Genomic DNA, 18,147 nt, shown 5'->3' on the forward strand with positions numbered 1-18,147 from the left:
CCATTGAAAAAGAATAGATAAAAATCATTATGGACTCTGTCGTGTCAATGCAATTTTTTCCTTGAGCATTTCAATCAGCGCCTGAAAACCATCCCGTTGCAGAATGGCACGATATTCACCACGTTTTATTGCCAGATCACTCACACCGTCAAACAGGATGTTAACGATACGCCACTCCCCTGCAACTTGATGTAGCACATAATCAAAATTTACCGTACCACCATCCGATTTGGTCAATTGACTGCGCACCAACACTTGATCTCGCGGCAGGGCACGCTGCTCAATGATCTGAAACTGCTCACCCTCATACTGAACAAAACGACCCGCATATGTTGCTATACTCAATTGACGGAAAGTTTCAACTATTAAATCTTGCTGTACATTATCCAGCTGCGACCAATACGTTGTGCCCAATATTGTTCTTATAATTAGATCGATATCATGAGTCTGATCAATGACGGGCTGTAAATACTTGAAGCGCCCATCGTAATCCAATTTCTCGCCTTCTCGCATAACCTCGAGTAAAGACGATTGCAGATACGCTACAGCCTGTTCTGGGCCGTTTTTTTGTGAATCGGATGAACTCAACGCTGCAGGAATTGGTAACAGCATTACTAAGATCAGACACCATCCTATCAATTTAAGTGTTTGTTTTACTTTCATAGCGACGATCTTTCCACAAAGCGCGTTCCCCCTGCCAATACCGCAATGCTGACGTCCAAGTCATGGCAAGATACAAAATACCGATGATCGGTAAAGCACCCGCCCAAAGCGGGGAACGCTGATAATAAATTAAAGTAGGCAAATAAGTAAAAAACATAGCAGCCCACGCCAGAATACTCACAAGATATACTTCCAAGCCAGGCGAAAACATAAAAGCAAACGGCGCCATCCAAAACATGGAAATCATGATCAATGTACAAATCACAAGCAAAATGGATGAATATCTTAATTGCGTAAACGCAGTACGCGCGACCATTTCCCAGATTGACTTTAACTCATGATAGCCGCGATGACTACGCGCCGCATGACTAAGTCCAATAAACGTTTGTGCTCCCCTACCCTTAATATGTGCGGCCAAAGTACAATCATCAATCAATGCATCATGTAAATTGGCAAAAGCACCTGTGGAACGCAATGCTTGCGTTCTTACCAAAATACATCCGCCAGCGGCAGCAGCAACACTTGATCCCGGTTTATTTGCCAGTTCAAATGGATATAACAATCTGAAGAAAAAAATAAATGCCGGCATCAGCAAACACTCTATAAAATTGTCCATAGGTGGCTTAGCCATCAGCGATACGAGGGCCAGGTTCTCATTACTCGCTTTTTGCCGTAACTCAGAAATAATTCCCGGAGCCAGTTCAATATCAGCATCCAGTAGTAATGTATAGTGCGTTTTAACCTCCCGCAACCCTTGTTCTAACGCCCATAATTTACCGCTCCAACCAGCTGGCGGCGCAGTACCTGCTAATACCTGCACTCCACACTGCCTGGCCTGTTCCGCAGTGTCATCCACGGATTGATCGTCGATTACAATAATACGCACATTCTCACCTTGTGCTCTAACTCCATGGAGTGTATGCCGGATATAAGGACCTTCATTACGCGCTGGGATTAAGACGGTGATATTGCTCAGGTCGTCACTGAAAATAGCTTTGCTATGCGCTAGAATTTCAATTTTTTCACGCGTACTCCAAGGACGCCATGGAAATAATACTAGCAGCCACCAACATAGGGTGCCGAAGACCGACAGATAAAGTACTAACTTTATCAACATTCTTACTCACACTGAATTTTAAAATACAGAATTAATACAACCGCTGTCTATTTATTAACCAGTGTTACTGCTATATCGGAAAGCTTTTTAGGTGCTTTGTTTTCTGCTGCAGCCCATTTTGGTATCGGCTCGGCAACCATAGGTCCTGATGTTCTAGGCCCTTTAAGTGATGCAATCAGCGCCTTCCATGGATGGCGCAAAGTATCTTCTACGGCTGTCGCTTCATACCCACAGTGTGCCATGCATTGAGCACATTTCGGATTATTAGCCGTTCCATATTTTTCCCAAGGCGTATCATCAAGAAGCTCCTTAAAGGATTTAGCGTAACCTTCATCTGACAATAGATAGCAAGGTTTCTGCCATCCAAATACATTGCGTGTCGGATTACCCCAAGGGGTGCATTCATACTCCTGATTCCCTGCAAGATAATCCAAATACAATGCTGAGTGATTCAAACGCCATTTACGTTTTAGTTTCTTACCTAGCTCAAAAATACCTCGGAATAATACCTTGGTATCCTGACTTTTAATAAACACATCCTGTTGCGGTGCCTTTTCGTAGCTAAATCCGGGAGCAATCGTTGCAGCCTCGACGCCCAACTCCATGGCATAATCCAGAAATTCTGCCACATCTTCCGGTGTTTCGCCTTGAAACAACGTACAGTTTACTGTGACTCTGAAACCCTTACTTAATGCCAGCTTAATCGCCTCAACCGCACGGTCAAAAACTCCTTCCTGGCAAACTGAAGCATCATGTCGTTCTTGCATACCATCCAAATGAATTGAAAAAGTCAAATAAGGTGATGGCGTGTAATCGTCGATACGTTTCTTTAACAACAATGCATTAGTACATAGATAAACATATTTCTTACGCTGAATAATACCCGCCACAATCTGCGGCATCTCTTTATGAAGCAATGGTTCACCACCTGGAATCGACACCATTGGAGCATCACATTCATCTACAGCTTGCATGCACTCTTCATAGGAGAGACGTTGATCAAGCACATCTTCAGGATGTGCGATTTTTCCACAGCCTGCGCAAGCTAGATTACATCGAAATAAAGGTTCCAGCATCAATACCAAAGGGTATTTTTTCACTCCTTTTAATTTTTGCTTGATCAAATACGTACCTACTGCAATCTGCTGACGTAAGGGAACACCCATGAATAACCTCCAAAAGTACTTCAAAAACAAATTATTAACAACTTGATTTACAATCAATATGAGACAATGCTGACAATCAGCCCGTCACGTATCTTTTAGCACACCATTGAGAACTATCTGTGTTGCATTCCGGCTTAAGGTAAGTGCACGTGCTACTATTAATATAGTATGCACCCTGTGCTTTTCTCTCTTTCTTCCTTGCAGCCGCTATCTAAAAAATTTTCAATAATTCATTAAACACACTAATACATGTTTAAAAAACTTGAAATATATCTAATCTAATAAAAATCCTCAAAAACTAAATTTTCTCAGCTTTAATCATATATATTTATATATATCTCCAAGAACTCTGAGAATCAGTTTCTTATGGAGTATTTCAACAACCTTCATTTCTCGAACACAATAAGAAATCCACATTGTTAACTCAAAAATATTCCTACCTACGCCCACAATGAAGAACAAAGCTGTTCAGAAGTTCTTTAACTATAGACCATGACCGCTCACTATAGCAAATATTTTTCAACTCATTGATTAATGGTCAATATGCACCAATAAAAAAATACCAGAAACTTATAGCTCCTGGTATTTATAAAATACTACCTTTTAAAACTCAACACCTAATGCACGTAATGTCCGTTTATCAATCTTTCCAGGTACAATACCATTCTCTTTTTGAAATGCTTCAATCGCTGCTGTAGTTTTACCACCACTCTTTCCATCAACCGGACCAGGATTAAATCCAGCATTCACGAGCGCCTGTTGAATATCGCGTATCATTGCCGTATCAGGCTTTACAATATCATCACCATCATCAGCAATAGGTGCTGGAGCTTCGTTGTTCTCAATGTCAATACCTACAGCATCAATATCACTTTCTGCTGAGTCCATGCTTTGCAAGCTTTGTACATCTTCAATTTCGGTTGGCTCAGGAGTCGCGAGCGCCGCGGGTTCGGGTTCGGGTTCGGGTTCCAGTGCTGATGAAGGCGCTGTCGCGGCAGCTGCCTGATCATCTTTGGATGGTATCGGCTTTTTTTCGAATATTGGTTTGCAACCAATTAACAGCGCTACGGATAAAAAAAGAACAAGACATGATGTTAATGTACTCGTTTTAATAAAATTCATAACTAATCTCCCAAAAATATTAAATAAATTATCCAGCCGCTTCCAGGCATTGAAGCAGAATGAAATACTGTTTCAATTTCAATGCAATACCATATCCACCTTCGAAGCCAAGCAACATATTTGTAATTTCCTTATCGTATTTTGTATTAACTTATAATGTTGCGGTGAGAACTATCACATTTTTCTAATAAGAACGCAACACAAAAAAGTTAATAATGATAGGCTTAACACAAAGAAATAAAGATTTACTCCTGATCGGCGGTGGTCATAGCCATCTCATTGCAATTAAACGACTGGCTATGAAACCACTTACCGGTGTTCGCATAACGCTTATCAGTAGCGATACGATGACACCCTACTCTGGCATGCTACCCGGACTCATTGCCGGGCACTACGCATATGGGGATTGTCATATCGATTTGCGAATACTCTGCCAATGGGCTGGTATAAAATTTGTCCATTGCAAAGTTATGCATATGGATCCGTCAAGAAAACAAATCGATTGTCAAGATAATCTCTTGTTACGTTATGATGTTTTGTCGATCAATGTGGGGTCGCAACCTGCGCTTCATAGTATCCCTGGGGCAACTATTTACGGTTACCCGGTAAAACCCATAAAGCAATTTCTGCAGCAGTGGCAGCATTGGTTTACCACGCAGTCACGATCAAGTCGGCTACAGCGCATTGTCATTGTCGGTGGAGGTGCTGCCGGAATAGAAATATTACTCGCTTTGCGCTATAGAATAGCAAATACAACTTCTATTCGTGCAGAATTCACCTTGATTTGCGCTGATTCACATATCCTTAAGTCACACAACAAGAAAGTACAGGATTTTTTCTATCGGTATTTACAAAGACACGGAATCCGACTTATTCAGGGGAAATTCGTGATCTCGGCGCTCGAACATCAGTTGGTGCTCGATGACTATACACGCCATGACTATGATTTTCTCGCTTGGGCCATTCATGCGAGTGCGCAATCATGGATGGAAAGAAGCGGATTGGCATACGACAACAATGGCTTTATTCAAGTTGATGAATTCTTTCGCAGCACTTCACATCCAGATGTTTTTGCCGCAGGCGATTGCGCAGCATTTACACCAATGCACTTACCTAAAACCGGTGTCTATGCTGTCCGCCAGGGACCACTTCTGGCCAAAAACATTTCAACGCAATTAGTGGGGCATAAACATCTTCAACCTTATAAGCCGCAACGACACTTCTTAAGCTTACTAACTACAGGAGGGCGTCATGCGGTTGCTTCCCGAGGTGCTCTTTTTACCCATGGAAAGTGGGTTTGGCTTTGGAAAAACTATATCGATCGCAGCTTCATGGCAAGCTTCAATCTAAAATAATGACATCCTGAGATAGCCTCAATACGAATTCATATCAATTGGCGCCTCATATATATGGACATAAAAGAATCATAACTCTAGGCTAAAGTTTATTTTTTTTAAGTCGTTGAAGCAGCATCATTGCTGTTAATTTAACAACTAACTCATTAATAAATAAAACTTACTTGGATAAACCATGAAAATTCTTGTTCATTTTAAATCTGGATTTAAGCAGACATTTATTGTTCCAAAATGCATGTTAGCGCTGGAGTTTAGAAATATGGCCAAGGAGATTGGCGGTAATATTGCAAGTATCGAGTTCTCATTGCCTTCTCGTCGTCAAGCCAACATGGCTCCCGCCGAACTTCGGCAGGAAGTATTCCGTTTACCTGAGGAACGTTAACGTGCTCGGACAAAGCATCTCGTCGCAAACAACAAAATATTAAGTATGGTTATCATAATGGCAGATTTTCAATCGAGCATCTTTTGAAGTAAAGAATAAAGCTTGAAATAACTAATAATTTTCAACTATATGATTAAAATGGAATATCGTCATCCATGTCATCAAATCCGCTTGCACTTTTAGTTGAGGAAGATCTAGCAGGAGCCGAGTGATCTTCTTCTTGATCAGGAGTTGATTCAAAACTACCGCTTCCCGATCGATTACCTAACATCTTCATATCGCTGGCGATAATATCAGTCGTATAACGTTCCACACCGCTTTTATCAGTCCATTTTCTAGTTTCCAACCTTCCTTCAATATAAACTGAGCGACCTTTTTTTAAATATTCTCCCGCAATTTCGGCAAGCTTTCGATAAAAAGTTACACGATGCCACTCAGTTCTCTCCTGTTTCTCACCATTCTTGTCTTTCCAAGTGTCTGTAGTAGCCAAAGTAATATTGGTCACTGCATCTCCACTTGACATATAACGAGTTTCCGGGTCTTTCCCCAAGTTACCAATAAGTATAACTTTATTGACTGAAGCCATTTATGTTTTCTCCCCAAGCAATTGAATCACTTTTTTTTCATCGAAGCCTTTCATGTCTACTTTCAAGTAAGCCACTCTCTCATTAACCAATACTAACGCTTCATTGACACCCGATACTGCTGCAAGTTGACGCGATAATTCTCGAGATTGGCCGATGTCCATTTCACCTACGGGATACATTCTGGAACGCACAGCAGCAGGGGATTTCATCGTTACAGCCAATACCAACCACACTATCAGCAATGATCCGCAGAACATATATAATGCAGAGCTTCCATGCGTACCGAATAAATAACCACCTGCCGCAGCACCGGCAAAAGCGCCCAGAAATTGCGTACTACTGTATACCCCGATTGCTGTCCCCTTCGCACCCACAGGTGCAATCTTGGAAATCAAGGAAGGCAAGCTAGCTTCCAACAAATTAAATGCCGTAAAAAAAACCAATAATGCAATGGCCGTACCCCATATCGAATCAAACATCATGGCCAACAATATCTGCCCTATCAGTAAAATAGCGATTGCTGCAACAAACACCTGCTTTAACTTGGCTTTCTTCTCAGAATAAATAATTGCTGGGATAATCAAGACAATCGACAGCAATAACACAGGCAAATAAATCTGCCAATGATCACTCGCCGCCATTCCTGCTTGCCGTAAAGTGAGAGGCACAACAAGCCAAAGCGCCATTAATGTGGCATGTAAAGCAAAAATACCGTAATTTAAACGCAACAACTGCCTATTCTGCAACACGCTTACAAAACTTGCAGGTGACACTTCGGTATCCGAGTGAAAGCGACTGATATGCGGATCAGGAATGATCTTCTTCACAACAAGCATCGCAAGTAACGCCAGTATACCGGTCATAGCAAAAATCCCTGGCACGCCTATCCATTGATTTAGAACCGGAGCAGCAATCAGGGAAATGGCAAAAACTGTACCAATGGTCATGCCGATCGTCGCCATCGCTTTAGTACGATGCTCTTCTCGCGTAAGATCCGCTGCGAGAGCCATTACAGCAGCCGATATTGCGCCAGCACCCTGGATGACACGCCCCACTATTACCCAATATATATCCACCGCAATAGCTGCGATCAAGCTACCAACAGCAAATAAAATCAACCCCAAATATATGACAGGCTTACGTCCAATACGATCGGACAGCCAGCCAAAAGGAATTTGCAGTATAGCTTGCGTTAAGCCGTATGCTCCTAATGCAATACCGACTAACGTATAATTGTCGCCGCCAGGCAAGTCCTCAGCATAAAAAGCAAACACCGGTAAAATGATAAATAGTCCAAACATACGCAAGCCATACACACCGGCCAAACCAATGGTTGCTCGCAATTCTGCCGGAGACATTTTTTCAGATGATGAAGCAGACATGAATCAAGTTGTTATATTTCTAAAAAGTTGGGTATATTAGCAGGTTGACTCATACATAGATAGTTCATGGAATCCATAAAAATACGCGGTGCACGCACGCATAATCTGAAAAATATTCATCTTGACCTACCTCGTAACAAGCTTGTTGTCATTACCGGTCTATCAGGATCAGGAAAATCATCACTTGCATTTGATACGCTTTATGCGGAGGGTCAGCGTCGATATGTGGAATCCCTTTCAGCCTATGCAAGACAATTTCTTCAATTGATGGAGAAACCGGATGTTGATTTGATCGAGGGGCTTTCTCCCGCAATTGCCATCGAACAAAAAGCGACTTCGCACAACCCGCGTTCGACGGTAGGAACTGTGACAGAAATTCATGACTATTTGCGTTTGCTATTCGCGCGCGTGGGTGATCCTTTTTGCCCTGAACACAACATTGTTCTGACTGCGCAAAGCGTATCACAAATGGTAGATCATGTATTACAGCTACCGCCTGACGCACGCTTGATGATCCTTTCTCCGTTAATCGTCGAGCGCAAAGGTGAACAAGCAGAATTATTTGACGAACTGCGCGCACAAGGTTTTGTTCGTTTGCGGATTGATGGCGAAGTTTATGAAATCGATGCATTGCCAAGGCTGCAGAAAACCAAGAAACATACCATTGAAGTGGTCATTGACCGCTTGAAGGTTTCTCCGGATGCTAAACAGCGGCTTGCCGAATCATTCGAAGTTGCATTACGCCATTCGGATGGGCGCGCTTTGGCGGTTGAGATAGATACCTGTCACGAACATTTGTTTTCAGCCAAATTCAGTTGTCCGGTGTGCAGTTATTCGCTATCCGAACTGGAACCGAGATTATTCTCTTTCAACAATCCATTAGGGGCTTGCAACAAATGCGATGGCCTGGGGCAGATTACTTTTTTTGATCCAGTACGTGTCGTAGCTTTCCCGCACCTATCACTAGCCGCCGGTGCGGTAAAAAATTGGGATCGGCGCAATCAGTTTTACTTTCAGTTATTAACTAACCTCGCAACACATTATCGTTTTGATCTGGAAACACCCTTTGAGAAACTGGATGAAGCTATTCGCGACATTATCTTATATGGTTCCGGTAAAGAGAAAATACATTTCTCTTATTTGACAGAAAACGGACGCAAGCAACAGGAAACCCATTCTTTTGAAGGAATCATTCCCAATCTGACACGTCGCTACAAAGAAACCGAATCACAAACCGTGCGGGAAGAATTGGCTAAATATCTCAATGCACAAACCTGCCCGGATTGCCAGGGTACGCGCTTATGTCAGGCTGCGCGTCATGTGCATGTTGCCGGACAAGCAATTTACCAGATTAGTGCTTTTCCACTCAAGAAAGCCAAGCAATTTTTTGATCACCTTGAATTATCGGGTCACAAGCAATCAATTGCTGAGCGTATCATCAAGGAAATTTCCAACCGTTTACAATTTCTCAATAATGTCGGTCTGGATTACTTATCTTTGGATCGTTCCGCGGATACACTGTCCGGCGGTGAATCTCAACGTATTCGTTTAGCCAGTCAAATCGGCTCCGGTTTAACGGGTGTCATGTACGTTTTAGATGAGCCCTCCATCGGTTTGCATCAACGCGATAATGAGCGCCTGCTCAATACACTCAAGAAACTGCGTGATCTGGGTAATAGTGTCATCGTGGTTGAGCATGATCAGGACGCTATACAGATAGCAGACTATGTTGTGGATATGGGACCGGGCGCCGGTGAGCACGGGGGATTCGTTGTTGCTCAAGGTACACCACAATCAATCCAGGAAGATAATGATTCTCTGACGGGAAAATTTTTATCCGGTAAATTATCAATAAAAATTCCAGAAAAACGTCATTCTCTCAACGATGATCGGGTACTTCTAATCAAAGGCGCCACTGGAAATAATCTCAAGAACGTTACGTTGACTCTACCGATAGGTCTCTTTATTTGTGTGACCGGTGTTTCGGGATCCGGCAAATCCACACTCATTAATGAAACGCTACATCGCACAGTCGCTCGCCATCTTTATGGCAGTAATACTGAACCGGCACCCTATCAACACATCGAGGGATTGGCTTTTCTCGATAAGGTTATCAATATGGATCAAAGCCCGATTGGACGTACACCGCGTTCCAATCCTGCAACTTATACCGGATTATTCACTCCGATCCGGGAATTATTTGCCGGGGTGCCCCAAGCACGCGAACGTGGTTATGCACCCGGTCGGTTCTCATTCAATGTCAAAGGGGGCCGGTGCGAAGCCTGTCAAGGTGATGGCATGATAAAAGTGGAAATGCACTTTCTTCCAGATATTTATGTTACCTGCGATGTATGCCACGGTCATCGGTATAACCGGGAAACTCTGGAAATTCAGTATAAAGGAAAAAACATTAATGAAATCTTGCAAATGACTGTGGAAAATGCATTTGAATTCTTCAACGCAGTGCCGGTGATTGCCCGGAAACTAAATACATTGCTTGATGTTGGCCTCGGCTATATCACCTTGGGACAATCCGCCACTACACTCTCCGGCGGAGAGGCGCAGCGGGTAAAACTATCATTGGAGCTCTCCAAGCGCGATACAGGCCGGACCTTGTATATCCTGGATGAGCCAACAACCGGCCTACATTTCCAGGATATCGATCTGTTGTTGAATGTATTACACCGACTGCGCGATCATGGAAATACGGTTGTAGTCATTGAACATAATCTGGATGTCATCAAAACAGCCGACTGGATTATTGATTTAGGCCCGGAAGGTGGTGATGGTGGCGGGTATATCATTGCAGAAGGCACGCCGGAAGCGATTGCAGCCAATAAAAACAGTTATACTGGCCATTATCTGCAATCCATGCTGGCAAAATGAATCCATGCGATCATTTGCTGGAAAGCTTTGCAGTAGCTGTCAAAGCTGCCGACCCTACTCACATCATTCCGTCGAATCTTCCTCATCCTCCCCCAGGTCGCACACTTGTTGTGGGCGCTGGCAAAGCATCTGCCGCGATGGCGATGGCGGTCGAAAACGCATGGCCCGCTGACGCTCGAATCGATGGACTGGTCGTCACTCGTTATGGACACACATTACCCACGCATAAAATTAAAGTGGTTGAAGCGGGTCACCCAATACCGGATGAAAATGGCGAGCGTGCAGCACAAAAAATTCTCTCAGCAGCTCAAGCATTAGAACCTAGTGATCTATTGCTTTGCTTGTTCAGTGGAGGGGGCTCCAGTCTGTTATCTTTGCCAGCCGAAGGTATTTCACTGCAAGACCTTCAAGCAGTCACTCATCAACTACTGCGATGTGGAGCGAGCATTCAGGAAATTAACATTGTTCGCAAACATTTATCAGCAATTCAAGGCGGCAAGCTTGCTGCCGCGTGCAGAGCTCCCATCCTCGCTTTAATTATTTCCGATGTTACTGGAGATGAAGCAACGCATATCGCTTCCGGACCATGCTCCCCTGATCCATCCACATTTTCTGATGCGCTTGCTGTACTCGCTCGCTACCATCTGGATGTGCCCGCAACAATCCGGCAACTATTATTGGCAGGCATAGAACATGCTATCATCGAAACACCCAAACCTGGTTCCCCCATCTTTAATCAAGTCGAAAACAGAATTATCGCAAACGCTCATCAATCCTTGGTCGCAGCTGCGGATTATTTCAAAAAACATGAGATAAGTACTTTAATACTTGGTGACACAGTAACGGGAGAATCTCGAGAGATTGCCAAATGCTATGCCGCGTTGACGAAAGAAATAAGATTACATCCGCAAAAGCTGAAGCCACCGTTGGCTCTGTTATCGGGAGGTGAGACAACCGTCACATTGAGAGGCAATGGTCGAGGAGGTCGTAATACCGAGTTCTTGTTGTCATTATTAATCGAACTTTCTACTCTTGATAACGTTTATGCACTGGCATGCGATACGGATGGACTGGATGGCAGCGAAAATAATGCTGGAGCACTCATCACCCCGGATTCTCTGATTCGCGCAAATAAACTTCGCTTGGATCCTGTATCGTTTCTATCTAATAATGACGCCTATACATTTTTCCAACAATTAAATGATTTAATCATTACCGGTCCCACGCATACCAATGTCAATGATTATCGCGCTATCCTGGTACTCTAATCGCACACACGCGGTCAACAAAACTTAGTTTCCGATCGCGGTCAATTTGTATAGAAGACAAAACCAATCCTTGCTCAAACCATCTGCGAATAACATACTCATAAAATTGCTGGTTCCAAATCACCGGAATAGTTGAAGCTAATTCTTTACCGCACGCTGTTAATAGAACATGCCCCAGATCCAAGGAATTATTCTCATTATCCTGAAAGCCTATTTTCGTCGGCCTACCACAATAAAAAAGTCGCGTATGTTTTCCCAATCCTTTTTTTACGAAACCTTTACTCTCAAATGTAATTAAACCAATATTCTCTAAATGCTTTAATACTGATAGAGTGATTCCTTGCTTTGAATAAACCTCATTCTCCACATCAAAAATAAGCAACAACGGTTCACCTTGCACCCATGAAAACTGACAGAGCATCACAAAAACGCATTTCTCTTTCTGAGTTAAATCGAAAAATACATTTAAATCATTCATCGGCAATGCTCTTTTGTTTGCATGATCTCTTCCATAAATAATGAACCGATTCGATTTTATCGATGGCTGAATCATTATTATATACAAGCTATTTTTCTGATTTTTCTTCTATTTTCTCTAGATGTCTTGCTTCAGTCGTTGTCTCTGTATCATCTATATTTGTTGATTCTGCATGCTCGATTTCATTTACTTGCACATTTGATCCATTCTTGAGTTTTGGCGCCTTCTCTATCTTACGAGATTTAATTTCTCTATTAATTTCATTCAGGAATGCAGCATTATCTTTACGCTGCTTTTCACTTTTATACCATGATGCGCACGTAATAGTACCCATAATTATTAACAAAATGCTTAATACGTCGATGCCATCAAAAAAGATAAATACAATACCTGTTGAAATTGCAAATGCCCCTAATATAGCTGTAAACAGCCACATTTTTGAACCGGAACCTGGGCCATTGCTTCGTTTGTTCCATGACTCAAGATTATCACGTGTTGAAATAAGCTCTTCATCAGTCCATTTTTTCATACTCATATTTGAAACCTCTCTATAAACATCAATCAATAATAGCAATCATAGAGATTCATTATATTTCTTTCTGACAATAAAAAAGGCACCAAATGGTGCCTTTTTTACAAAACCAAGTTGGTTTAGAAGTTGTGACGCATACCTACAGAATAAGTATTATGGTCTCTGAGCGGGTTAACTGCTGCTTTATCATCAAGCATACCCCGTTGATAACCACCAAACAGACTTGAGCGCTTGCTGAGGTTATGTATCAGACCCACAGTAAAAGTACTGACTTCATGCTTAAGTGCAGTGGCAGTTGCGTTAGCATCTGACATACCACCTTGAGCGATAAAGCTGGTATTACCCCAGTCATATTGACCACTGGCAAACCAGAGATGGCCATCACCACCCAGATTCATTGCTGAATTACAGTGCGAACGTGAATCCAAAGCACCAGTACCTGGGTTACCCAAGGCAGCAGCATTGGAACAAGTAGCTGCACCTACTGCATTACTAACTCTTTCATATTGACCGCTGAGCTTGAAGTTTTGAAAACCCCACATCAAACCACCACGCCACACGTGCTCATTGTTATTTAAACCTAAAACTGTTCTTTGTCGAGTACTAATATTATCGCGGGAATATCCACCGAATAAACCTAGATTATGACCTGCAACTTGTGCTTCATATTTACCTGCGACTTGGAAGTCCCACTCACCATCTTCACCACCTGAATTGGCTATGCTTCCCTGGTAGGTATCTGACCCAGGAATAAAATTCGCTTGATCCAACCGATTAGAGTCACCAGGCATTAATATACCTGCAAAACTGAACCCTTCAACCCGTGGCGAATCAAAACGCACAGCACTATTTACAAAACTTTGAGCGCCTGAACCTAAACCATTAGCAGAAGCAGTCATGGTACCACCACTGCCTGCAGCCTGTAGAGTGGTGTATGCAAACGGATCAATCGTCATACCGCCCGCAAAATCTTTAAATGGAGATTGAACACGGCCAAATTTCACTTCACCCCAGCTATCGTTTGCCAACGCTACCCAACGTTCACGCGCAACACCCAATGCACCACTGCCAGTACTAAAACCATATTCAACATGCGCCTTTGCTTTCAAACCACCGCCTAAATTCTCAGTTACATGCATCCCCATTCTTGAACGGCCTGTATCATCACCGATAAGAGCCTGACTACTTTGACCGTCTTTATTAACTGTAGCATACTCGGCTTGCACACTACCGAAAAGCGTTACATTCGTTCCTTGTGCTGACACAACCATCGGGGCTGCAAGTACGCCAGCTACTGCCAGCGATATAAGTTTCTTCTTCATACGGAAGTTCTCCTTTAATGTTAAAACGATTGGGGCCGTCCTTTTTGCCCTACTACACTCCAGTGGAATGCACCCCGCTTGTCCGGACCCCCCGACTCGGAGGGTTTGATTTGATTGTGCCGAACACATAAGCATTCTGCAAGAAAAACGAGCATATTTTACAAATTTAACCACCACGATGTTGCATCCAAACAACACTCCTGTTGTTTTTCTGACTATAATTTTATTTTTTATATATTTCACTCAAGCTTAATTCAGGATTAGCCATGCATGTATGACTTGAAAAATACATACTTGATCATTCATTTCCAAGCTTAAAGTGCGACTCGAATTGCAAAGCAATTTAAATCTAAAATCAATACTAACTTTAAGACCCGTATTTGTGGGTTAAGCCCAAAAATTCTATGAGTTTGCGCAAAATTCCGATATTACCCGCATAAAAACATGATTGAATCGATAAACCCTTATTCTATTATCTATCAAATCATATAGATAAAACACAAAACACCTTGAGTGTTTCCATTATCCGTCAGATTTTGCAAATACCCTATAGTTACGCTCGTTTTTTTACATTACTGATAAGAAAGTTTCAGTTATCATTTCACTTCCCTCACTAACTTTATTGATGCTGTTATGACATGATCATGAACAAAACTCAGCTATTTTTTCTCCCTGCTATAGCCTTTCTTTTTACGATTACCATTGTTCGAGCTGAAACATGGACTCTTCCTCCACCCGGCATTGATATTTTCGGTCAAATAAAAACCATGCACGCCAGCAGCTCAGAAACATTGCTTGATATCGCCAGGCAATACGATATTGGTCAAATAGAAATCTTACTGGCCAATCCTAACGTTGACCGCTGGCTACCTGAAGATGGTGTCACGGTTATCCTGCCAAGCCGCTATATTATCCCCCGGGCCGAGCGAAAAGGTTTAGTATTAAATTTACCCGAAATGAGGATTTACTATTTCCCTGAACCTAAAAAAGGGGAAAAACCTACCGTCACTACTCACCCGGTTGGGATCGGCAGAATGGATTGGGTAACACCTTTGGGTATCTCTAGAATAATTGAAAAAAAGAAAGATCCAACTTGGATACCCCCAAAATCGCTTCAAATGGATAGAATTGCAAATGGTGAGCCACCCTATCCCAGCATAGTGCCACCAGGCCCGACTAATCCATTAGGGCGGCATGCAATGAGATTAAGTATTGGTAGCGGTAGTTACCTAATACATGGCACTATCAAGCCATTTGGTGTTGGAATGCGCGTTTCGGCTGGATGTGTTCGCATGTACCCAGAAGATATTGAAGCATTATTTGATAAAGTTCCGGTCGGTACGCAAGTGCAAGTGGTCAATCAACCCATTAAACTCGGCTGGTTATTAGATTCACTTTTCATTGAGCTTCATCCCCCACTGGAAGAAGACGAATCAAAATATATCGACTACCAGCTAATAGTAATCGATGCAATTAATGATTTTCTCTTATTAAGTAATAACAAAAGAAATATTCCGGTAAATTTTGAAATCGATCAGGAAGCCTTAAAACAAGCCATAATTGAAAAAAGCGGAATTCCTATTTTAATCTCACGCACTCAAACTCAGATTCATTCACAAAACTTAAGCAATTAATTTTACAGCAGCTTAACTAAACATAAACACAATTCAATTACAAATACATATAAAAAACCCCTCTTAAGAGGGGTTTCTGAATACAAGAACTATTAACCGCTTATTTATGCATAGCTTTCTTAAACATACGATCTATTTTCGATTCCGTATCCATTGAACGTCTGTTTGCTTCGTCTGCAACGCGTAATGCATCATTTGCTTTTGCATTAGCAGCATCCGCAGCCTGTTTGGCTGCAGCTGCGTCAGCTTTTGCTGAAGCGACATCAGCATTATGTTTATTTTGCAATTCTTCTAATTGACCAGTCGTTGCACAGCCCGTCAATCCAATAAAAGCACCTGCCACTACTGCCAGCGTTAACATACGTACTGGATGCTGAATTTTTTCTTTCATTCCAATCTCCTCAGTTGTTTATTCTATTCAACACGCACAAACATTCACAACTTTACTAGCCACTGATACCACATACCAGCAACGCATTGGAATCTTATCCGATTTCTTTCGCAAAATAAATGGATTTTATGACTAATTTACCAACAGCTTAGCTATAAACCCAACAAATAACGCACTAAGTACATAATAAAATTATGTATTTCTACGCAGGCACAAGCTCAAGTAATTAACAACAAAGTCATACAAATCATATGGATTATGGAATTATTGCTAACGGATATTCACCCATATACCTGGTTTAATCCATTTACCCAGCTGATCTATTTGCTCATTTGTCAGCGCAACGCAACCATTCGTCCAGTTGTATTTATGATGAATTTCTTGATCACCTCTTCCAATACCATGTATTCCAATATGTCCTCCAAGCAATGTATCCTGCGGAGGTGTTCTCCCGCTACTTTTTGCTTGCTTGATTGACAACCAAGTTTCTTCATCAATCCTGTTTTCTTCCAATGCACGTTTCGCCGTGTCAAGATTGGGATAATCAAGACCAAAGAAGCGATAATAACGGCTTTTTTCATTAACCCAGCCGACTTTGAATCTACCCAAAGGGGTCTTGTCATCTTTTGTCACCTTAGACCAAGTAGTGCCATAACGGCCAATGGCGACATTCTCAAAAACCGCTTGAACGATATCACCTTGCATCACTGACAATGTTTGCTCAACCGTGTCTACATCTATCCAGATTCCATTATCAGCCCGAACAACATTTTGCATAATTGAAAAAACAAACAATCCAATTAATAAAATTTTTAAATAATCTTTAAAAAAAATTAGCCAAATCACTTTTCAAATTTAATTAGTCAGTTAAATTGATTAATTATGTCATAATTCCAGCCTCTGTAAACTCACATTAAGGTGCGTATGTATTCGCTATTACTGCCTCATGTTGAATAATTGATAGCTGACAATCGTGCGTTCGCAAATTAATGAATTCTGTCGCTGCCTATTGCACACATCATTTCGCGTTTCGATCCGTTTGGTTTGAGTAGAAAACAACACTTCACTAACGATGATCAGCAGCTCGCAATGAAGCGGCTACCAGGCAATGCTCTAGAGAACGTCCTAATCAGCGTATCTGCCTCACTGTAAATTTAATAGATTCCAGAAAGAACTAATGGATATTGCGAAAATATCGAGCTAACCCGGATTTTATCTCGGATCTGCAAAAAATACATCGGTACCAATTAGCACGCTATCATTTTGTATCCAAGCTCTTCACTTTCTAATACCTCGCTAACTAACAATCGGATTTGATATAAATCTTTCCACCAGATCTGGATCGAACTCAGGAGGCTTTTCAGCGGGAGGAATTACATCCGAACACTGCTTGATAACCGCCCATTGTTGTATTGCATCATACTCACTTTTAAGTTGCGCATATTCAGATTCTTGTTCTTTAGATCCCGCTAGCGCAAATAACGCTGTCCATGAAAGTGATAAATCCGCATCCAGTGCCAACTTACCATTAGCCGACACATTGCCATTTGATCTACCTGTTAAATAACTGACTCTGGATTGAATTCGCTCAATCTCAGCCAATAATTCAGCGCAACTATAAGTTTGAAATTGTGCGGGCGATATATAGGGCGCATTATATTTTTCTGATGAAGATGCACAACCGGATAACATAATAGCTAAGGCAAAAAGAACAGCGACAATAAGTTTCTTCATGATAATTACTTTTCCCTCGAATTTATTATGCTTGCAAATAACTATCACACTACCATCTATTTTTATGAATTGTACACCGATACTACAACTCTTTACATCCGCCAGCGCTTATACTCAACCGTTCATTC

General features: G+C 41.9%; 17 protein-coding genes. 5 read left to right on the top strand and 12 right to left on the bottom strand.

Annotation, left to right across the window (positions count from 1 at the left end):
* Positions 1-27 precede the first annotated feature (27 nt).
* The 4 genes from ATY38_RS02405 to ATY38_RS02420 form a co-directional block, all read right to left on the bottom strand.
* Positions 28-663 (bottom strand): ABC transporter substrate-binding protein, encoded by a 636-nt coding sequence (locus ATY38_RS02405; protein WP_074701501.1) that lies wholly within the window; start codon positions 661-663, stop codon positions 28-30.
* Positions 641-1,780: a glycosyltransferase gene (locus tag ATY38_RS02410; protein WP_062557884.1), complete on the bottom strand. Its 1,140-nt coding sequence runs from the start codon at positions 1,778-1,780 to the stop codon at positions 641-643. The genes ATY38_RS02405 and ATY38_RS02410 overlap by 23 nt, the downstream gene beginning before the upstream one ends.
* A gap of 47 nt (positions 1,781-1,827) precedes the next feature.
* Positions 1,828-2,946 (bottom strand): adenosyl-hopene transferase HpnH, encoded by a 1,119-nt coding sequence (gene hpnH / locus ATY38_RS02415; RefSeq protein ID WP_062557885.1) that lies wholly within the window; start codon positions 2,944-2,946, stop codon positions 1,828-1,830.
* A 603-nt stretch (positions 2,947-3,549) separates the two neighbouring features.
* The gene (locus tag ATY38_RS02420; protein ID WP_062557886.1) at positions 3,550-4,068 is read right to left on the bottom strand and encodes a peptidoglycan-binding domain-containing protein; all 519 of its coding nucleotides are present in this window, start codon (positions 4,066-4,068) and stop codon (positions 3,550-3,552) included.
* A gap of 215 nt (positions 4,069-4,283) precedes the next feature.
* Here ATY38_RS02420 and ATY38_RS02425 point away from each other — a divergent pair, with 215 nt between their 5' ends.
* Positions 4,284-5,423, top strand: coding sequence for an FAD-dependent oxidoreductase (locus tag ATY38_RS02425; protein ID WP_062557887.1), 1,140 nt, complete (start codon positions 4,284-4,286; stop codon positions 5,421-5,423).
* 175 nt (positions 5,424-5,598) lie between these two features.
* Positions 5,599-5,805: a hypothetical protein gene (locus ATY38_RS02430; protein WP_062557888.1), complete on the top strand. Its 207-nt coding sequence runs from the start codon at positions 5,599-5,601 to the stop codon at positions 5,803-5,805.
* 133 nt (positions 5,806-5,938) lie between these two features.
* On the opposite strand, the gene ssb is transcribed toward ATY38_RS02430, so the two are convergent.
* Both ssb and ATY38_RS02440 read right to left on the bottom strand, forming a co-directional pair.
* Positions 5,939-6,391, bottom strand: coding sequence for a single-stranded DNA-binding protein (gene ssb, locus ATY38_RS02435; protein WP_062557889.1), 453 nt, complete (start codon positions 6,389-6,391; stop codon positions 5,939-5,941).
* Positions 6,392-7,774, bottom strand: coding sequence for an MFS transporter (locus tag ATY38_RS02440; protein ID WP_235590370.1), 1,383 nt, complete (start codon positions 7,772-7,774; stop codon positions 6,392-6,394).
* A gap of 66 nt (positions 7,775-7,840) precedes the next feature.
* On the opposite strand from ATY38_RS02440, the gene uvrA reads away from it, so the two are divergent.
* Together uvrA and ATY38_RS02450 are read left to right on the top strand one after the other, a co-directional pair.
* Positions 7,841-10,660, top strand: coding sequence for an excinuclease ABC subunit UvrA (uvrA, locus tag ATY38_RS02445; RefSeq protein ID WP_062557891.1), 2,820 nt, complete (start codon positions 7,841-7,843; stop codon positions 10,658-10,660).
* Positions 10,657-11,928 (top strand): glycerate kinase type-2 family protein, encoded by a 1,272-nt coding sequence (locus ATY38_RS02450; protein WP_062557892.1) that lies wholly within the window; start codon positions 10,657-10,659, stop codon positions 11,926-11,928. The genes uvrA and ATY38_RS02450 overlap by 4 nt, the downstream gene beginning before the upstream one ends.
* Here ATY38_RS02450 and ATY38_RS02455 read toward each other — a convergent pair.
* The 3 genes from ATY38_RS02455 to ATY38_RS02465 all read right to left on the bottom strand — a co-directional run bounded on the left by ATY38_RS02455 (position 11,912) and on the right by ATY38_RS02465 (position 14,260).
* On the bottom strand, positions 11,912-12,406 hold the full coding sequence (locus ATY38_RS02455) for a DUF2806 domain-containing protein (RefSeq protein WP_062560066.1): 495 nt from the start codon (positions 12,404-12,406) through the stop codon (positions 11,912-11,914). The genes ATY38_RS02450 and ATY38_RS02455 overlap by 17 nt on opposite strands.
* Positions 12,407-12,494: 88 nt before the next feature.
* Positions 12,495-12,971, bottom strand: coding sequence for a hypothetical protein (locus ATY38_RS02460; RefSeq protein ID WP_235590371.1), 477 nt, complete (start codon positions 12,969-12,971; stop codon positions 12,495-12,497).
* An 86-nt stretch (positions 12,972-13,057) separates the two neighbouring features.
* Positions 13,058-14,260 (bottom strand): porin, encoded by a 1,203-nt coding sequence (locus tag ATY38_RS02465; protein ID WP_062557894.1) that lies wholly within the window; start codon positions 14,258-14,260, stop codon positions 13,058-13,060.
* Positions 14,261-15,051: 791 nt separating this feature from the next.
* Here ATY38_RS02465 and ATY38_RS02470 point away from each other — a divergent pair.
* Positions 15,052-15,894: a L,D-transpeptidase family protein gene (locus tag ATY38_RS02470; RefSeq protein WP_235590372.1), complete on the top strand. Its 843-nt coding sequence runs from the start codon at positions 15,052-15,054 to the stop codon at positions 15,892-15,894.
* A gap of 100 nt (positions 15,895-15,994) precedes the next feature.
* Here the strand turns inward: ATY38_RS02470 and ATY38_RS02475 are convergent, their stop codons facing one another.
* From ATY38_RS02475 to ATY38_RS02485, 3 genes are all read right to left on the bottom strand, one after another.
* Positions 15,995-16,285 carry an Lpp/OprI family alanine-zipper lipoprotein gene (locus tag ATY38_RS02475; protein WP_013646690.1) on the bottom strand — a complete coding sequence of 97 codons (291 nt, stop codon included), beginning with the start codon at positions 16,283-16,285 and terminating at the stop codon, positions 15,995-15,997.
* 270 nt (positions 16,286-16,555) lie between these two features.
* Positions 16,556-17,062 (bottom strand): L,D-transpeptidase, encoded by a 507-nt coding sequence (locus ATY38_RS02480; protein ID WP_062560067.1) that lies wholly within the window; start codon positions 17,060-17,062, stop codon positions 16,556-16,558.
* Positions 17,063-17,581: 519 nt separating this feature from the next.
* Positions 17,582-18,019 (bottom strand): hypothetical protein, encoded by a 438-nt coding sequence (locus tag ATY38_RS02485; RefSeq protein ID WP_062557896.1) that lies wholly within the window; start codon positions 18,017-18,019, stop codon positions 17,582-17,584.
* Positions 18,020-18,147: the final 128 nt, after the last annotated feature.

It is taken from the genome of Nitrosomonas ureae (assembly GCF_001455205.1).
Classification (GTDB): Bacteria; Pseudomonadota; Gammaproteobacteria; order Burkholderiales; family Nitrosomonadaceae; genus Nitrosomonas; species Nitrosomonas ureae.

What these genes read in the sequence shown, in the direction of transcription:
- ssb (WP_062557889.1), bottom strand. Translation starts at nt 6,391, where the DNA reads ATGGCTTCAGTCAATAAAGTTATACTTATTGGTAACTTGGGGAAAGAC.
- ATY38_RS02480 (WP_062560067.1), bottom strand. Translation starts at nt 17,062, where the DNA reads ATGCAAAATGTTGTTCGGGCTGATAATGGAATCTGGATAGATGTAGAC.
- ATY38_RS02420 (WP_062557886.1), bottom strand. Translation starts at nt 4,068, where the DNA reads ATGAATTTTATTAAAACGAGTACATTAACATCATGTCTTGTTCTTTTT.
- ATY38_RS02430 (WP_062557888.1), top strand. Translation starts at nt 5,599, where the DNA reads ATGAAAATTCTTGTTCATTTTAAATCTGGATTTAAGCAGACATTTATT.
- ATY38_RS02465 (WP_062557894.1), bottom strand. Translation starts at nt 14,260, where the DNA reads ATGAAGAAGAAACTTATATCGCTGGCAGTAGCTGGCGTACTTGCAGCC.
- uvrA (WP_062557891.1), top strand. Translation starts at nt 7,841, where the DNA reads ATGGAATCCATAAAAATACGCGGTGCACGCACGCATAATCTGAAAAAT.
- ATY38_RS02425 (WP_062557887.1), top strand. Translation starts at nt 4,284, where the DNA reads ATGATAGGCTTAACACAAAGAAATAAAGATTTACTCCTGATCGGCGGT.
- ATY38_RS02455 (WP_062560066.1), bottom strand. Translation starts at nt 12,406, where the DNA reads ATGAATGATTTAAATGTATTTTTCGATTTAACTCAGAAAGAGAAATGC.
- ATY38_RS02450 (WP_062557892.1), top strand. Translation starts at nt 10,657, where the DNA reads ATGAATCCATGCGATCATTTGCTGGAAAGCTTTGCAGTAGCTGTCAAA.
- ATY38_RS02405 (WP_074701501.1), bottom strand. Translation starts at nt 663, where the DNA reads ATGAAAGTAAAACAAACACTTAAATTGATAGGATGGTGTCTGATCTTA.
- ATY38_RS02475 (WP_013646690.1), bottom strand. Translation starts at nt 16,285, where the DNA reads ATGAAAGAAAAAATTCAGCATCCAGTACGTATGTTAACGCTGGCAGTA.
- hpnH (WP_062557885.1), bottom strand. Translation starts at nt 2,946, where the DNA reads ATGGGTGTTCCCTTACGTCAGCAGATTGCAGTAGGTACGTATTTGATC.
- ATY38_RS02410 (WP_062557884.1), bottom strand. Translation starts at nt 1,780, where the DNA reads ATGTTGATAAAGTTAGTACTTTATCTGTCGGTCTTCGGCACCCTATGT.
- ATY38_RS02485 (WP_062557896.1), bottom strand. Translation starts at nt 18,019, where the DNA reads ATGAAGAAACTTATTGTCGCTGTTCTTTTTGCCTTAGCTATTATGTTA.
- ATY38_RS02440 (WP_235590370.1), bottom strand. Translation starts at nt 7,774, where the DNA reads ATGTCTGCTTCATCATCTGAAAAAATGTCTCCGGCAGAATTGCGAGCA.